Origin of the sequence: Neptuniibacter sp. CAU 1671 (genome assembly GCF_029222905.1) — a bacterium.
Lineage (GTDB): Bacteria > Pseudomonadota > Gammaproteobacteria > Pseudomonadales > Balneatricaceae > Neptuniibacter.
In genome coordinates, this window is sequence record NZ_JARHUE010000003.1 from 96071 (window position 1) to 111186 (window position 15116).

Annotated in this window: 18 protein-coding genes; 7 read left to right on the plus strand and 11 right to left on the minus strand. The window is 53.7% G+C overall.

What is annotated here, in order from left to right; all coding sequences use genetic code 11:
- Positions 1-3: 3 nt before the first annotated feature.
- Entirely contained in the window at positions 4-882 is an 879-nt protein-coding gene (locus tag P2G53_RS06440) for a farnesyl diphosphate synthase (RefSeq protein ID WP_275815441.1), read from the minus strand.
- A 2-nt stretch (positions 883-884) separates the two neighbouring features.
- Positions 885-1127, minus strand: coding sequence for an exodeoxyribonuclease VII small subunit (locus tag P2G53_RS06445; RefSeq protein ID WP_275815443.1), 243 nt, complete (start codon positions 1125-1127; stop codon positions 885-887).
- A gap of 230 nt (positions 1128-1357) precedes the next feature.
- On the opposite strand from P2G53_RS06445, the gene pomA reads away from it, so the two are divergent.
- A complete protein-coding gene (pomA, locus tag P2G53_RS06450; protein WP_275815445.1) occupies positions 1358-2116 on the plus strand; it encodes a flagellar motor protein PomA in 759 nt (252 codons plus the stop codon).
- Between the two features lie 18 nt (positions 2117-2134).
- Positions 2135-3073 (plus strand): flagellar motor protein MotB, encoded by a 939-nt coding sequence (locus P2G53_RS06455; RefSeq protein ID WP_275815447.1) that lies wholly within the window; start codon positions 2135-2137, stop codon positions 3071-3073.
- Positions 3074-3125: 52 nt separating this feature from the next.
- Here P2G53_RS06455 and P2G53_RS06460 read toward each other — a convergent pair whose 3' ends face one another.
- From P2G53_RS06460 to ectA, 8 genes are all read right to left on the minus strand, one after another.
- A complete protein-coding gene (locus P2G53_RS06460; RefSeq protein ID WP_275815449.1) occupies positions 3126-3431 on the minus strand; it encodes a c-type cytochrome in 306 nt (101 codons plus the stop codon).
- Between the two features lie 188 nt (positions 3432-3619).
- Positions 3620-3823, minus strand: a complete 204-nt coding sequence (locus P2G53_RS06465) for a hypothetical protein (RefSeq protein ID WP_275815451.1) — start codon at positions 3821-3823, stop codon at positions 3620-3622.
- Positions 3824-4019: 196 nt separating this feature from the next.
- Complete coding sequence (locus tag P2G53_RS06470) at positions 4020-4853, minus strand: PPK2 family polyphosphate kinase (protein WP_275815453.1); 834 nt, start codon at positions 4851-4853, stop codon at positions 4020-4022.
- A 24-nt stretch (positions 4854-4877) separates the two neighbouring features.
- The gene (locus tag P2G53_RS06475; protein ID WP_275815454.1) at positions 4878-5174 is read right to left on the minus strand and encodes a hypothetical protein; all 297 of its coding nucleotides are present in this window, start codon (positions 5172-5174) and stop codon (positions 4878-4880) included.
- Between the two features lie 110 nt (positions 5175-5284).
- Positions 5285-6712: an aspartate kinase gene (locus P2G53_RS06480; RefSeq protein WP_275815456.1), complete on the minus strand. Its 1428-nt coding sequence runs from the start codon at positions 6710-6712 to the stop codon at positions 5285-5287.
- A 58-nt stretch (positions 6713-6770) separates the two neighbouring features.
- Positions 6771-7166: an ectoine synthase gene (locus P2G53_RS06485; RefSeq protein WP_275815458.1), complete on the minus strand. Its 396-nt coding sequence runs from the start codon at positions 7164-7166 to the stop codon at positions 6771-6773.
- A gap of 12 nt (positions 7167-7178) precedes the next feature.
- Positions 7179-8456 carry a diaminobutyrate--2-oxoglutarate transaminase gene (gene ectB / locus P2G53_RS06490; protein ID WP_275815460.1) on the minus strand — a complete coding sequence of 426 codons (1278 nt, stop codon included), beginning with the start codon at positions 8454-8456 and terminating at the stop codon, positions 7179-7181.
- 37 nt (positions 8457-8493) lie between these two features.
- Positions 8494-8985, minus strand: coding sequence for a diaminobutyrate acetyltransferase (gene ectA / locus P2G53_RS06495; RefSeq protein WP_275815462.1), 492 nt, complete (start codon positions 8983-8985; stop codon positions 8494-8496).
- A 262-nt stretch (positions 8986-9247) separates the two neighbouring features.
- Between ectA and P2G53_RS06500 the strand changes: the two genes are divergently transcribed.
- Positions 9248-9772 carry a MarR family transcriptional regulator gene (locus P2G53_RS06500; RefSeq protein WP_275815464.1) on the plus strand — a complete coding sequence of 175 codons (525 nt, stop codon included), beginning with the start codon at positions 9248-9250 and terminating at the stop codon, positions 9770-9772.
- A gap of 6 nt (positions 9773-9778) precedes the next feature.
- Here the strand turns inward: P2G53_RS06500 and P2G53_RS06505 are convergent, their stop codons facing one another.
- Positions 9779-10753: a zinc transporter ZntB gene (locus P2G53_RS06505; protein ID WP_275815466.1), complete on the minus strand. Its 975-nt coding sequence runs from the start codon at positions 10751-10753 to the stop codon at positions 9779-9781.
- A 132-nt stretch (positions 10754-10885) separates the two neighbouring features.
- Here P2G53_RS06505 and P2G53_RS06510 point away from each other — a divergent pair, with 132 nt between their 5' ends.
- Genes P2G53_RS06510 through P2G53_RS06525 form a run of 4 tightly spaced genes read left to right on the plus strand, consistent with a single transcriptional unit; the run spans position 10886 to position 15101 of the window.
- Complete coding sequence (locus tag P2G53_RS06510; protein WP_275815469.1) at positions 10886-12016, plus strand: efflux RND transporter periplasmic adaptor subunit; 1131 nt, start codon at positions 10886-10888, stop codon at positions 12014-12016.
- On the plus strand, positions 12013-12705 hold the full coding sequence (locus tag P2G53_RS06515) for an ABC transporter ATP-binding protein (protein WP_275815471.1): 693 nt from the start codon (positions 12013-12015) through the stop codon (positions 12703-12705). Before P2G53_RS06510 ends, P2G53_RS06515 begins: the two co-directional genes overlap by 4 nt.
- Positions 12692-13915, plus strand: coding sequence for an ABC transporter permease (locus tag P2G53_RS06520; RefSeq protein ID WP_275815473.1), 1224 nt, complete (start codon positions 12692-12694; stop codon positions 13913-13915). Before P2G53_RS06515 ends, P2G53_RS06520 begins: the two co-directional genes overlap by 14 nt.
- A complete protein-coding gene (locus P2G53_RS06525) occupies positions 13902-15101 on the plus strand; it encodes an ABC transporter permease (RefSeq protein ID WP_275815475.1) in 1200 nt (399 codons plus the stop codon). The genes P2G53_RS06520 and P2G53_RS06525 overlap by 14 nt, the downstream gene beginning before the upstream one ends.
- Positions 15102-15116 lie beyond the last annotated feature (15 nt).

The following is a 15116-nucleotide window of genomic DNA, read 5'->3' on the forward strand; positions in this document are numbered from 1 at the left end:
GGTTCAGTGGTCTCGTGCCACGATAAAGTTCGCCAGCTCTGCCAGTGCTTCGCTGTTGGGCAGGTCGGCGAGAGCTTCAAGTGCTTGCTGATGTAATGATGCCAGCAGCGCTTTGGCATCGTTAAGACCCAGCAACGCCGGATAGGTCGGTTTGTGTCGGGCTTCATCGGAACCGGCGGGTTTGCCAATCTGTTCGGCACTGCCTTCGATATCCAGAATGTCATCCTGTACCTGAAAGGCCAGGCCGATGGCGGTGGCATATTGGTTGAGGGCTTGCAGTTGTGCGCTGCTGGCTTTGCCGCTGCACTGGGCCCCCATTAGAACGGCAGCTTTGAGCAAAGCACCGGTTTTATGCTGATGCATCGCTTCCAGTTCATCGAGTGAGATCGCCTGACCGACATGGCTCAGATCAAACGCCTGTCCTGCTACCATGCCGCGGTAACCCGCGGCCTCACTGAGGGTGCGGATCAGCTTTAGCTGAATCTCAGGTGACAGCAGTTCGGTATTGCTAAGCAGTTCAAAAGCCAGACATTGCAGGGCATCGCCCGCCAGAATTGCAGTGGCTTCATCAAAGGCAATATGGCAGCTGGGTTTGCCACGGCGCAGATCGTCATCATCCATGGCGGGCAGATCATCATGCACCAGCGAGTAGCTGTGAATGCACTCGATGGCAGCGGCGGCAACGTCGGCCTGCTCATCCAAACCGGCCAGCATTTGATTGACCAGATATATCAGGGCAGGGCGAATACGTTTACCGCCATTAAACAGGCTGTATCGCATCGCCTCCTGCAGGCGGGGTTCGATGCCCTGCGGCAGAATCATCTCAGCGAGGTAGGCATCAATTCTCTGCTGGCACTGGGTAAGACGAGCCTGAATGTTCAACGTCAGGCATCCTCGTCAGGCGTAAAAGGCTGGCTGGTGAGTTCGCCGTTTTTTTCGACCAGCATCTGCACTTTCTGCTCGGCGTCATTCAAGATAGTCTGACATTGACGCGTCAGTTGCACGCCATCTTCAAAGGCCTTGAGTGCATCTTCCAGCGACAGGTCGCCCTGTTCCATCTGGCTGACCAGTGCCTCAAGTTCGGCAAGCGAATGTTCAAAATCGGGCGTGTTTTTTTTGCGGGCCATAATCTCTGCTTTTCGGTTTTTGGGCAGTGGCAGGGGTAGTTCGGGTTGTTTCCGACGCCGGTTAAGCGCTGTAAAGCAACGGTTTTGCAAATGCCAGCGTCAATTATACGGAAAATCTGCCGTTATACATTCTTACCAGATGAATGGTCCTACATTTTTGCTATGATTGACCATCTTATTTTTGGGGCACCTGTCCCCATTCTTCTCCAGAAATGATGAAGGAGCACTGAGTGGATATTGCAACACTCGTCGGCTTATTGGGTGGATTTGGTATTGTCGTTGCTGCCATGGTTATGGGTGGTGATGTCGGTATTTTCGTCAACCCGCCTTCTCTGCTTATCGTGGTGGGTGGCAGTATCTTTGTTGTACTGATGAAATACACCCTGGGTCAGTTTCTGGCGGCAGGCAAGGTCGCTGCCAAAGCCTTTATGTTCAAGTCGGTTAACCCAGAAGACATTATCGCTGAAACGGTTGATCTGGCTGATGCGGCGCGTAAAGGCGGCCTGTTGTCTCTGGAGGATAAGCAGGTCAGCAGTGACTTTATGCAGCGCGGTATACAGTTGCTGGTGGACGGGCATGACCCTGAAGTGGTTAAAACACTGCTGAATAAAGAAGCCAAGCTGACCACTGATCGGCATGAATTTGGTGCCACAATTTTCAGTGCGATGGGTGATGTGGGCCCGGCCATGGGTATGATCGGTACGCTGGTGGGTCTGGTGCAGATGCTCTCGAATATGAGTGATCCTAAATCCATCGGTCCGGCGATGGCGGTGGCCCTGCTGACCACGCTTTATGGTGCCATGATGGCCAATATGATCTGTCTGCCCATTGCAGACAAACTTAAGGTACGTCGCAACGAAGAGGCATTAAATAATGCCCTGATCATTGATGGTTTGCTGGCGATTCAGGCGGGCCAGAACCCGCGTGTGATTGAGCAGATGCTGCGTAATTATCTGCCGGGTAATAAACGCCAGACCGCCGAAGGCTAAGTTCGGAGCAGAGACCTGATGAGCGACGATACCGAACACGAATGTCCACCCTGTCCCCCGGGGTTGCCTGCCTGGCTGGCGACCTTCGGCGACCTGATGTCGCTGTTAATGTGTTTCTTCGTATTGCTGCTCTCCTTTTCTGAAATGGATGTACTCAAGTTCAAGCAGCTCGCAGGCTCTATGCGTGAAGCGTTTGGCGTACAAAACCAGATTAAGGTAGAAGATATCCCCAAGGGTACCTCGATCATCGCGCAGGAATTCAGTCCGGGTCGGCCCGAACCGACACCGTTGAACGAAATCCGCCAGATGACCATTAATAATGATATGAACACTCTGGATATTCGCTCCAAGATTGATGAAGCCGATATCAAGGATAAGCTCCAGGAGCAGTTGGAACAGCTGCAGGAGATGATGGAGCAGGAGGCGCGTCAGGAAGCGGTAGAGTTTGCGACGGCACTGGCCCGTGAGATCGGTGATGGCAGTGTCGAGGTTGAAACCGACGGCAAAAAGATCATCATTCGTATCAAGGAAAAAGGCTCGTTTGATTCCGGCTCAGCGGACCTGCGCTATGAGTCGATTCCGGTGCTGGCCAAGATCCGTGATGTGTTGCTGGAAGTGAAAGGCCGGGTGGATATCGAGGGCCACAGTGACAACATTCCATACTCCGGGCAGGAGTTTGAGTCGAACTGGGATCTTTCTGCAGCGCGTGCGCTGGCGGTTGCCCATGAGTTGTTTGCGGATTCCCGGATGGATCAGGCGCGTTTTCGGATCATGGGTTACGCCGATACCAAACCGCTGGTACCTAACACCACCCGTGATAACCGCGCCCGGAACCGGCGGGTAGAGATCATTGTACAAAAAGGCAGTGATCAGGAATCACTGGAAAAAATTGAGGCGACTCAGCCGGATGATCCGGATGCAGAACTGCTGGACCTGAAACCGCAGGATATCTTCTGATTTACAGACACAAAAAAACCGCCTTTGGGCGGTTTTTTTTATTGCGGGTTGCTTACTTGGAGTTTTCAACCATGAAGCTGATCGCAGCTTTCAGTTCGTCGTCTGTACAATCCATGCACATACCACGTGGTGGCATTGCATTCAGACCCTGGTCAGCGTGGGTGTAGAGTACATCCAGGCCCTGAGCGGCGCGTGGGGCCCACTCATCAGCTTTGCCAACCATAGGTGCTCCCGCAACACCACTGGCGTGGCAGGCAGCACATTTGGTGTTGTATACGGTTGCGCCATCACGCTCTGCCATGGCTGCTACTGGCAACAACATGGCAGCAACAGCTGCGCCGATCAGTGCTTTTTTCATTGTAATTTTCCTTTGTTGCTGATGGATTTAAGATCAGTGTGCCTTCTTAAGGGCGGTTTTCACTTCTCAGGGTGTTTAATACAACAGGCTGCTTGAACCGTATCTGAATAGGAAATGAAATTTTTGTCAACAGCCAAGCAACATAATGCTGCTTAAGGAGTGTGCAGAGGGGGGTAAGACTTGAGGAATTAGTGCTTCAGTCGCATGGCAAAGGCTGCCTGAGACTGCTGACTCCGCTGTTGGCGAGTGATGGTCTGTTGCTGCTGGCGGAACTCGGCAATCACCTGATCAATCAGGGCATGAGGTGCAATAACCAGTGAGCGGATCTCGTCTTCACTGTAGCCGTTATTCAGTAGCTGAATTAAATGGCGATGCAGGGTCTCTTTATTCATCTCTTTTCTCCTTTTTTGTCATGTCCGACATCATGCAGATAAATTGTTGCAGATATGTTTCAGTTTCAGGAAGGCCAGCGATTGTTCGCGCTGTTCTGCAGAGCGTTCCGGTAAAACTGCTGCGGTATTGCGGCTGTTTGCAACAGCTGCGCCGGACGACAAGGGCAATGATGTATTGCTTTAAGACGCAACCTGTTTAGTCAGTGTCATTGACCTTGATGCCAAGGCTTTGGATGGCGGCTTCGATAAGTTCAGGGTCCAGTGGAGGTGGAGCCATATCAATACCGGCGCCGAGTTGCTCAACCAGCGTCTTGAGCACGGCAATCCGGGCATACCATTTATGATTGGCTGGGATAATCTGCCAGGGGCAGGTTTGGGTGGAGGTATAACGGAACATGTCATTGATAGCATCGCTGTAGTCCGGCCAGCGTTCCCGGTTGCGAATATCCTCTGTGGTGAGTTTCCAGCGCTTTACCGGATTGTTCAGCCGCTCACGAAAGCGTTTCAGTTGCTCCTCCGGTGTTATGTGCATAAACAGCTTGATAATACGTACCCCATCATCGGCCAGGGTACGCTCAAACTCATTGATCTCCTGATAGGCCCTTTGCCACTGTTCGGTGGTGGAAAATCCTTCAACTCTCTCTACCAGTACCCGCCCATACCAGGAGCGGTCAAAAATGGCGATAGAGCCGGGTTCAGGCAGCCGGGCCTGAAAACGATAAAGGTAGTGGCGACCCTGTTCTTCAGCCGTTGGAGCGCTGATCGGGTGCACAGTAAAGCCCCGGGGATCGAGACGTTCGGTAATACGACGGATGGCACCTCCTTTACCGCTGGCATCCCAACCTTCAAATACCAGGATGGCTCTCTGGCCCTGATGAAAGTAGGCCTGCTGCACTTCCAGCAGAGATTTCTGCCACTTTTTTAACTTTTTCTCATAATCGCTTTTGTCGGACAGGCGGTCATGTTCTTTTTTGTGATCGGGCAGTTGCGGGGCTGGGTCTTGCAGAAAAATGGGACTGGGTTGATACATCTGTTTGCTCCAGAAGCCGGTGCCTTACCCGGTGTCATTGGAAGCGCCGCCCTGATTGATCAGCGCAGCACGGGTCAGTTCATGGTAAAGGCTGACGACGCCGGCTGCAAAGCGTTGGATTTTGGGTTCAGAATGGGCAAGTGTTTGCAGGTTATGTACCTGCCCCAACAGCTGGTTGAGAAAGGCGATATCAACATCGTTCAAACGTTCGCCCTGGTCAAGCCGGTCCCTGAGGTCAAAGGCTTTGGGTAACAGCTTTTCTTCAAAATGGAGGACAATTACTGCAGCGCTGCCTGAGAGTGGTTCGCCGGGATGATCCATGGAGCTACCTCCTTGGATAGGGTTGTATTACAGAGTACCTGAGCGGATGACTGATATTTACAGCATAGCAAAACTGCTGCCCAAAGCAGGGCAGCAGTTTAGAGAATGACTCAGGCTGCGCCGCGGATCACGTTGCCATGGTCCTCTTCTTCGACCAGTGCCGCATGCAGGGCACGGATGGCAGCTTCGTAATCGCTTTCAGCCACCACGCACTGCATCTCAACCTGACGCAGGGTCTGGTGCAGGGCGAGTACGCTGATATCAGCCTCTGACAGAGCACTGACGGTGCGGGCCAGCATGCCTTTGACCTTGATGTCGGAGCCGATTGCAGAGATCAGGGCGATGTTATGCACATTCACGTCTGCAGAGGGGTATTCCTCTTCGATAAGACGCACAATCCGGTTGATCATCTTGCGGTTACCGGCCACATAGAAGGTGATGCTGTTGGCATCGGCTTCTTTGTTTACCACATCAATTTTCAGCTGTTTAAGCAGTCCGGTAATGCCGATGTCGTAAGAAGGGTTGCCCAGCATCTCCTGATCGAATACCTCAATGCCAAAGACATCTTTACGCCCGGCAATGATTTCAACGCAGGGACGCGGATTGCAGTAATCCTGACTGATCAGGGTGCCGCTATGTTCTGGTTCAAAGGTGTTTTTTATCCGCAAAGGGATACCCGCCTGTCTCAGGCCGCGCGCCGCTTTGGGATGGATCGCTTCCATGCCGAGATTTGACAGCTGGTCGGCCACGTCAAAGTTGCTCATGCCCAGAGTGACCACGTTGTCTTCACCGACAATACGTGGATCGGCACTGCTGAGGTGAAACTCTTTGTGGATGATCGCCTCATCCGCCCCCAGCGCCGTGGCTATCCGTGAAAAAGTCATTTCACTGTAACCCCGGTCGAAGGTTTTCATCAGGCTTTCACGGCAGTGGGTGTAGCCGGTGGCGATCAGCATTTCCCGGGCGGGGTCCAGATCGGCAAACGATTGCTGGATCATCTCATCAAAGGCCAGCGGAGACTCCAGATTCCATCCGGTCAGATCCACCATGCGGGCCTTGATGCCCTGCTGTTTCAACAGCAGAACTGAGTTGAAGGCACTGTGCGCCTCGCCAATGGAGGCCAGCATTTCACGTACCGTATCCAGTTGTGATTCCAGCTGGAAATGGCCGTATGAGCAGAGGTTGTGCAAGCTCTGCATGCAGCCGGCAGCGCCTTCAATACGATGCTCGATAAAGTCGTTGGCCAGTTTCAGTTCCTGGCCTTTGAACATCTGCTGATTGATGCGCATCAGGCTGTCACGGGCGTGCAGCAGTTGCTGCTGCCAGGCGTCATCCTGCTCCGCTTCAGCAAAACAGCTGTAGACGCCGGCAGCGCCGGTTTTTTTGTGTTCCAGTAACTGGTCAGTTACGCCGCTGTAGGCTGAAACCACAAAAATCCGGTTATACAGAGAGCCGTTTTTGGGTTGCAGCCAGATATTGTTGAGTACGTCGATATGGCGGCTCATCGATGTGCCGCCAATTTTTTCTACGCTTAACATGCTTATCCCTGGCAGACAGTGTCTGCCGCCTTTTTGTTTTGTCGTGTGATCTGAGATCTCAGGCGATCTCTTCAGCTTCCAGAGGGTAGACGCCGCTTTCGTCATGCACCTCTTTGCCATGCAATGGCGGATTGAACACGCAGGCGAGTTCCATCTCTTCACTGGCTCGCAGCAGGTGCTCGTCGTGTTTATCCAGAATGTAGATGGTGCCCGGTTCGATCGTGTAGATCTTGCCATCACTTAAGGTTTCCACCTCACCTTTGCCACGGATGCAGTAAACCGATTCCAGATGGTTCTGGTACCAGATATGAGTTTCTGTCCCGGCAAAAATGGTGGTGATGTGGAAAGAAAAGCCCATCTGGTCATTTTTCAGCAACAGGCGGGTGCTTTCCCAGTTGTCAGAACGCACCCGGCGATCTGAAGCCTGTGCGTCTTTCAGTGTGCGAACAATCATTTTCTAGACTCCTCAGGATGCAGCTGCCTGAGTGGCTTTGGAACTGGCAGCGGCAAATGCCTGCTCCAGAATATCCAGGCCCTTGCTCAGCTTTTCATGGCTGATGGTCAGTGGGGCAAAGCATTTAACTACCTGGTCCTGATTACCGCAGGTTTCTATCACCAGGCCGCGTTTAAACGACTCTTCCACCACCGCATCGGCCAGTTCACCATCGGGGCATTCAATGCCGCTCATCATGCAGCGACCTTTCACCTTCAATGAAGCCGGACCAAAACGGTCACAGATCTTGCGCATCCGCTGGCGAACCATCTGTCCCTTTTCTTTGATCTCTGATGAAAACTGATCGTCCTGCCAGAAGGCGCGCAGGGTTTTGCTGGCCGTGACAAAAGCGTGATTGTTACCACGGAAGGTGCCGTTGTGCTCGCCGGGTTTCCAGATATCCAGATCCTTGCGGAACACCGTGACCGCCAGTGGCAGACCGAAACCGCTGAGGGATTTGGACAGGGTGATGATATCGGGTTTGATACCGGCGAATTCAAAACTGAAGAAATCACCGGAGCGGCCGCAGCCAGCCTGAATATCATCAATAATCATCAGCATGCCGTGTTTGTCGCAAAGCTTGCGCAGCTTGCGCAGCCATTCGGCAGACGCTGAATTCAGACCGCCCTCACCCTGGATTACTTCCAGAATAACGGCTGCAGGCTGGTCAATACCGCTGCTGGGGTCGTTCAGCATTTTATCCATCATGGCCAGGGTGTCTGCTTGCTCGCCAAAATAACCGGCGTAGGGCATGCGCACCACATTGTGCAGAGATGTACCGGCACCGCCACGGTGATGCTGATTACCGGTGCAGCTCAGCGCTGCGCCTGATACGCCGTGAAAGCCGTTGGTGAAAGCAATGACCGTTTCACGCCCGGTTTTTTTGCGCGCCAGTTTCAGCGCGGCTTCGACAGAGTTAGTGCCGGTAGGGCCGGTAAACTGGATCACATAGTTCTTCAGGCCACGGGGTTTAAGAATGACGTCTTGCAGTGTGTTGATCAGGCTTTCCTTGGCACTGGAGTGCATATCCAGACCATGGGTCAGGCCGTCAGATTCGATATAGTCCAGCAGTGCCTGCTTTAGCTCAGGGTGGTTGTGGCCGTAGTTCAGCGTGCCTGCACCCGCCAGAAAGTCGATGTATTCACGACCGTCTTCAGTGAACAGACTGGCTCCTTTGGCTTTGCTGAAAACAACCGGAAAAGAGCGGCAGTAACTGCGGACTTCGGATTCGTACTGTTCAAACGTGTTCATGTCATTTACCTGTGGTTTATATTCCATGGAGGCGAGCTCAGGCTGAAGCCTGGCTGCCGCGATAAAGCACTTCATCATCGTGTTGAGATGCGAAGTGATCTTCCGATGAAAAAAGCAGTGTTTCGGAGACCTGCATCTGGTGCTGGTCAAAGAAACGCTTGAATAAAGTTTCTGAGGCGAGGTTGCCGGGTGAAATGGTGGTTTCCAACGCCTTAATATCTTCCTGACGGGCGAAGAGCCGGGTCAGCATCTCCAGAGCAATCCCCTTACCGCGCCAGTCCGGGTGCAGGGCAACCTGCCAAATGAAAAGCGTGTCAGGCCGTGCCGGTGGTCGATAGCCGGAAATAAAACCTACTGGGGTGTCGTCGGCCGTTACGGCAGCAATCGACGTGTCACAGAAGTCTGTGCACTGCAGTAAATTGCAGTAAACAGAGTTCTGATCCAGTGGTGGGCACTGACTTATCAGCCGGTGCACAGCATGGCCGTCAGAGGCTCTTGGTTTGCGAAAAACTATAGGGTTGTTATTCATCGTGTATCTAATATTTAGCATTGCGATGGATGTGGATTATACGGATCTGGATTTATTTCGCAAATTGAAGGGTTTTTTTGCCATATTTTAGTGCTAAAAGGCGAAATATTTGATTTTTTGGCTAATAAATGCACAAAATAAATGCAATTTTACTTAGTTATACAAAATTAATTTTTGGTTTTTATCCCCTATGAATGGCTTACTTACAGGACAACTGGCGTTAAAATCGGAACCTGATGAGACTGAACTAATTAGGCAGGCGATGGAAAAGAGTCAGGAAGCACTGGTGCTATTGCGTCAGATTATTCGTTCGACCGATATGCAGGAAAAACATATCAGTCGCTGTACGGGTTTGACCCTGCCCCAGCTAATGGTGTTGCAGACGCTGCGGCAGCTCAATCATCTATCCACGGGCGAACTGGCCAAGGAGATGGGGCTGGCGCAGGCAACTGTGACCAGTATTCTGGATCGTCTGGAAAAGAAACAACTGATTGCCCGGGAGCGGGGTAAAGAGGATAAACGCAAAGTCTGGGTTTATCTGACTGACGCCGGTCTTGAATTGATGAAAGGCGCGCCGACCACCCAGCAGGATATGTTTATTCGTCGCTTTGAAGATATGCAGAGCTGGGAACAATCAATGGTGGTTGCGGCGCTGGATCGGGTGGCTTATATGCTGGATGCGCAGCATATTGATGCCGCGCCGATGCTTGATATTGGACAGTTGGACCGGCATCTGGAGCCGGTCAGCCCAAGTTATATGCAGGATAACAGCAAAGACCCCGTCTGAGCGGGATCAGAGCCAGCCTTTTCGTTTGAAATACCAGAGTTGCAGCACCACCAGTACCACCAGAATTCCACTGAACCACCAGAAGGCAGCCGGGTTTTCCGTGCCGGGAATGCCGGCAACATTCACCCCAAGCATGCCGGTGAGAAATCCCAGCGGCAGAAACACGGCAGCAACCAGAGAAAGCACATACATCCGGCTGTTCATCTGTTCGGAAAGCTGGTTGCTGAGTTCCTCCTGGGCCACTGATGCCCGGTCCCTCACAGAATCCAGATCCTCCAGATAGCGAATCAGATGATCTGTGACCTCTCGCAGGCTTTGCCGGTGCAGGTCGCTCAGCCAGGTGATGCGCAGGGTTTGTAGCTGCAGCATTGCGTCCCGTTGTGGTGCCAGATAACGTCTCAGACCAATTACCTGGCGGCGCAGGTTGGCAATCTGGCTGCGCAGTGCTTCGCCAGAATTCACTAACACCTGATCTTCAATTTCATCGACATGATCTTCAGTGTCCTGAATGGTGTTCTGCATCCGGCCGATCAGCCGGTAGGTCAGTTGGGTGATAAAGTCGCCAATGCTGCAGGGGCCGGTACCCTCTTCAAGTGCTTTAACCAGATCCTGCGCCGACAACATCCTGCGTTTGCGGGTACTGATAATGCGTTTGCCATCACTCCAGATACGGATACCCACCATATCTTCAGGGTTTGAGCCGGGACTGAGGTTGACACCACGCAGGGCCAGTAGCAGGGCATTATTGTCTAGCTGGCTTGCACGTGGGCGGCTTTCCTCCTTGAGCAGCGCATCAGCAACCAGAGGATCAAGGCCGCTTTCCTGACGAATCCATTGCTGGGTATGGCTGTCGGTGTAGTCGAAGTGCAGCCAGATTGGTCCCTGATCTTCCCGCCAGTTGTGGATGTCATCCCAGGTCAATGCGGTGCCACCACCCTGACCGTCAAGACGGTAACCGTACACCAGTCCCTGATCACTCATGGCTTACTCCTGATAGTCGCGAAGCGGTTTTCGCTAAAAGCTTGAGGGAACTCAATAAACTTCCCCGTTCAATCCTGTCAGAGCATATTACAGTCTATGTTTATTACGAAAGTTTATTGCGTGGGAGCATCCATGAAGCGGTTTTTGGTTGTACTGAGTGTGCTGCTGTTGGTCGTGCTGGGAGGCTGGTATTTCAACCGCGAATCTCCGGTGTCGGTGCCGCTGTATACCGTATCAACGGGGGTGGTCGAACAGATCGCCGCGAACAGCCGGGCAGGCAGTGTCCGGGCCTGTCATCGTTCACGGCTGGCTCTGCCTAAAGGGGGACGGGTTGAGCATCTACTGGTGGCAGAGGGTGATCGGGTCAAGCAGGGGCAACTGTTGTTGCAGTTGTATGCTCGTGAACAGCAGGTGGGTTTGCAGCAGGCCGAGGTGGACCTCAGGCTGGCCGAGCTGGAACGTCAGCAGCGTTGTCATACGGCAGAACTGGCTAAGCGAGAGCTGGCCAGGGCCAGAGGTCTGGCCGCCAAGAAACTAATCTCGGGTGAGCAGCTCGATAAACTGAGTACTGATGCGCAAATACAGAGTCTGGCCTGTGAGCTGGCAGCGGTTGAACTGGAGAAGGCGGCCGTATCAAAAGCCCGGGCCGAAGTGTTGCTGGATGATATGCAGCTACGGGCTCCCTATGCTGGCATTGTGGCTGAAATTAATGGTGAACCCGGTGAGTTCACAACTCCTTCGCCACCCGGTGTGGCGACGCCTCCGGCCGTTGACCTGATCGACGATAGTTGCCTTTATGTGCGGGCACCTATCGATGAAGTGGAAGCGGCCAGTCTTCAGGTTGATCAACCTGCGCGCATTACGCTGGATGCTTATCGCGGGGAGAGTTTTGAAGGGCGTTTATCACGTATTGCGCCTTATGTTTCTGAACTGGAAAAGCAGGCCCGCACAGTGGATGTTGATGTGTTGTTCAATGCCCGGGAGGGTCAGCGACCTTTATTGGTCGGCTACAGCGCCGACGTGGAAATTATTCTGTCGCAGCGGGACGCAGTTCTGCGGGTGCCCACGGATACCCTGCTGGAGGGTGACCGGGTTCTGCGCTTCAATGCTGCGCAGGGTTTGCTCGAAACAGTCAATGTGGAAACCGGGCTGCGGAACTGGAGCTGGGTGGAGATCAGATCAGGCCTATCAGCGGGTGACCGGATTTTAAGTCGTCTGGATACCGAAGGTGCGGTAGACGGTGCCAGGGTGATCGCTGAATGATTCGTCTGGAACAGCTTTGCAAACAGTATCGACTGGGTGGCGAGACCGTGACGGCGCTGGATCAGTTCACCCTTGAAGTGAGTGCGGGTGAGTACCTTTCTGTCATGGGGCCATCGGGTTCCGGGAAATCCACCTTAATGAACATGCTGGGTTTGCTGGATCGGCCGGATAGCGGCGAATACTGGCTCAATAATACCGCTATGTCGACCCTGTCCGAAGAGGCAAGAGCGGCCCAGCGCAACAGTCAGATCGGTTTTGTGTTTCAGGCCTATCATCTGATTGACCGGTTGACCGCAAGGGAAAATATTGAACTGCCACTGGTGCTCAAGGGTGAAGCACCGGGTCAGCGCCGACCGCAGGTGCAGGCATTGCTTGAGCGTTTGGGTCTCGACCGGCATGCGGATCATCTGCCTCACCAGTTATCGGGTGGTCAGCGCCAGCGGGTGGCAATTGCTCGCGCAGTGATTCGCAAACCGGCTTTGTTGCTGGCCGATGAACCCACCGGCAACCTCGACAGCCATTCCGGCAGTGAAGTGATTGCGTTACTTGAAGGGCTGAATCAGGAGGGCATAACCCTGCTGGTGGTGACCCATGATCAGGCGATGGGAGAACGTGCCCGACGGCGCCTCTGGATGCGGGATGGGCAACTGATCAGTGACAGTGCAGGTGCGGATCATGCGGCTGGCTGATCTGTTGCAATTCAACAGTCGGTTACTGCTGCGTCAGTGGTTCAGAACCTTGATGATCCTGCTGGCCACTGGCGTTGGCGTGTGTGCAGTGTTACTGCTGACCGGACTGGGTGAAGGTGCGCGGCGTTTTGTGCTGGATGAGTTCTCGCTGCTGGGCAACGATGTGTTGATTGTGTTGCCGGGCCGTAAGGAAACCACGGGAGGGCTGCCGCCCCTGACCGGAGAAGGGACGCGTGATCTGACATTAGAGGATGCGTTGGCTGTCAGTCGCCTGCCGGGCGTGCAGGCGGTGGCGCCGCTGGTGGTGGGTCTGACCATGGTCAACAGCGGTGGTCGACAGCGTGAGCTGATGGTGGTGGGTACCAGTGCGCAATTTTTCACTATTCGCGGTCTGCAGTTGCAGTCAGGACTCGGCCTTCCGGTCATGCCGCTTGATCAGGTCGCCCCCGTGGCAATCATTGGTACGGAAGTCAGGCAGGAGTTGTTGTCGGAGGGGCCGGTGCTGGGTGCCTGGCTGCGTGCAGGCGGGTATCGCTTGCGTGTTCAGGGCTTATTGCAGGAAGAGGGCGTCTCGCTTGGCACCGATATGCGCAAAGCGGTACTGATTCCAGTGGCCAGTGCGATGCAGTTGTTTGATACCCAGGGTTTATTTCGCTTATTTGTGCAGGTTCAGAACCCTGATCTGATTCCCCAGGTACGTGAGCGCATTGAGCAACTGATTCAAGCCCGTCATGGTGGCGAACTGGATATTACGCTGGTGACACAGGATGCAGTGCTTGGTGTGTTTAATAAGATTCTTAATCTGTTGACGCTGAGTGTGGCCTTTATCGCCGGTATCAGCCTGATCGTGGCAGGTATTCTGATTATGAATATTACCCTGATCAGTGTCAGTCAGCGCACCAAAGAGATTGGGCTGTTAAAAGCACTGGGTGCAGCGGATAAAGAGATTCACTGGCTGTTCCTTAGTGAAGCGATTCTGCTGGCTTTGCTGGGGTCTTTGTTGGGAGTTGTGGTGGGTTACCTGGTGCTCTGGATTGCACATACCCTGTGGCCTCTGTTTCCGGTTGCTGTGCCGTTCTGGGCACTGTCCGGTGCGGTGGGCGTTGCTCTGGGCGTGGCGGTGTTGTTTGCCTGGCTGCCTGCCAGTAGAGCGGCACGACTGCCGCCGGTTCAGGCGCTGAGAGGAGATCTGCAAAATGCGCAGCGCTGATTTGCTGCGCCTGACACTCGGCGCTCTGCTGACCAGTCGGATGCGTTCTGCGCTGACGATTCTGGGCATTGCCATCGGCATTGCCTCGGTGGTGATGCTCACCACGCTGGGGCAGGGGTTGAAACTCTATGTGCTGGAAAACTTTTCCCAATTTGGCAGCCGTATTGTGGCGATTAATCCGGGTAAAACACAGACTGGGGGGATTGGTGGTTTGCTCTCCAATACCCGCCCGCTGAGTCTGACAGATGCTGAGAGCCTGCGGCGTCTGCCTTATGTGGAATATGTGGTGCCGCTGGTGCAGGGGGCTGGCGCGATAGAGTTTGGGCGCCGGGTGAGGCATACCGATATATTTGGTGTGGGTGGCGATATGGCCGTGGCCTGGCGTTTCCCTCTGCTGTTAGGCCGTTTTCTGCCCGCAACTGAAGGGGCTGGTTATACACAGCCGTTTGCGGTGCTGGGGCATAAGGTCTGGCGTGAGCTATTCAAAGGGGAGAGTCCTCTGGGGCAGTTTATCCGGGTTGGCAGTGAGCGTTATCGCGTAGTAGGTGTGATGGACGAAAAAGGCCAGATGCTGGGGTTTGATCTGGATGACATTGTTTACATACCGGTGGATCGGGCGTTAAGTCTTTTTAACCGAACCGGGTTGATGGAGATTGACGTGACCTATCGCCCCGGCATTGAAGCAACTACGCTGGCGGGTCTGATTCGTGACCGGTTGATTTTGCGACATGGCAGTGAAGACTTCTCTTTAATCACACAGGATCAGATGTTATCCAGCCTTGATCGCATCCTGGTGATTCTGGCCGCTGCGGTCGCCGGGCTGGGTGGTATCTCCCTGTTTGTCGGTGCCATTGGCATTACCACCATTATGGTAACCACTGTAAGAGAACGACGTGCCGAAGTGGGTTTGTTGCGGGCGTTGGGAGCAACCTCGCAGCAGGTTTTGATTTTGTTTCTTAGTGAAGCCGTGTTGCTGGCGATTTTGGGGGGTGTGGCTGGTTTGCTGCTGGCCGGTGTGTTGCTGGGTCTGCTTGCGTGGCTGCTGCCGGCGCTGCCGCTGACGATTGATCTGATCTATCTTCTGTTGGCGATGCTGCTGTCTGTGCTGGTTGGGCTGCTGGCGGGTATTTTACCTGCACGTCAGGCCGCCAGTCTGAGCCCGGTGCTGGCGCTTCAGGCCGAGTAGACGGCTGGATATTAT